Here is a 1097-nt window from a genome sequence, read left to right as displayed (position 1 = left end):
AAAAGGGGCTTATAGAGCCCCTTTTATATTAAACTTTTGTTAAACTTAAAAATACGCTTGACAAGTACTGTTTTATTCGTACCTTTGCATCGCAATGAGGGTGGTAGCTCATTGTAAAACTTCAAATAATAGTTTTCATAATTTAAAGTTTTGGTTGGTTAATGGAAAAGTCCGATAGTAATATCGGGCTTTTTTTTTGCAGAAAAAGTATTTCCGATATTATCAAAAATAAATAAAATAACTCTTTCCAGTAATTCAATATCTCTTATATTATTTCTTGAAATAACATCTTTTAATAAAACAGAATTATAAATATCAGTCAAATATTGATAAATCGAAGTTTTATCTTGACTAAAATTATGAATGGCAGGCAGTCCTCCAAACTTCAGATATTGTTCAAAATACTCCTCTGTAGTGTAAATTTTCTGCGGATTTTGAATTTTAGAAAATTTTATAAATTCTTTAAAGGATAAAGGAAAAACTTTTATTTCAACATATCTTCCCGCGATATAAGTGGCAAGTTCAGAAGATAATAAATTAGCACTAGAACCCGTAATATAAATATCACAGCTCAAGTCTACCAATAATGAATTTATTGCTTTTTCCCAAGAATCAACTTCCTGAATCTCGTCAAGCAATATATAAATTTTTCCAGTTATATTTTGGGATTTATCAATAATATAACTGTATAAATTTTTAAAATTTGTTAATTCAGCAAACATTAAAGACTCAAAATTAATAAAAATAATATTTTCCTTGTTTATTCCGTTTTCTTCAAGTTCTTTGGATATTAATTTTAATATCATAGATTTACCACTTCTACGCATACCAGTAATAACTTTTATTATAGGTTTATCCATAAATTTTCTAATTTCTTTTAAATACTGTTCTCTTGGCTCTATATTAGTTCCTAACGCTAGTATAATCATTATAAGTTATAAAACTCCTCACGTGATACATTTACTTCTACACCACATTTTTCGAAATGATATTTTATCGGTGCTCCTGGTTTATTAATTTTTAAATTTATATTTTCTATTTGAGAAAATTCAGTAAAAATATTTTTCAGAATTTCTCCAGCTAATCTTTCAAGCAAA

The 1097-nt window shown here is 26.4% G+C and carries 2 protein-coding genes; both read right to left on the bottom strand.

From position 1 onward, the window contains the following. Positions 1-158: 158 nt before the first annotated feature. Entirely contained in the window at positions 159-929 is a 771-nt protein-coding gene (locus Q0370_RS08320) for an ATP-binding protein (RefSeq protein WP_299574528.1), read from the bottom strand. Next, positions 929-1096 (bottom strand): dihydroneopterin aldolase, encoded by a 168-nt coding sequence (locus tag Q0370_RS11795; protein WP_367270882.1) that lies wholly within the window; start codon positions 1094-1096, stop codon positions 929-931. Before Q0370_RS11795 ends, Q0370_RS08320 begins: the two co-directional genes overlap by 1 nt. Position 1097 lies beyond the last annotated feature (1 nt).

Origin of the sequence: uncultured Leptotrichia sp. (assembly GCF_938036635.1) — a bacterium.
Classification (GTDB): Bacteria; Fusobacteriota; Fusobacteriia; order Fusobacteriales; family Leptotrichiaceae; genus Leptotrichia; species Leptotrichia hongkongensis.
The sequence above is the reverse complement of the archived record's forward strand: the minus strand, read 5'-3'. Positions and strand labels throughout refer to the sequence as shown.

Coding starts and splice junctions, on each gene's coding strand:
- Q0370_RS08320 (WP_299574528.1), bottom strand. CDS start 929: ATGATTATACTAGCGTTAGGAACTAATATAGAGCCAAGAGAACAGTAT.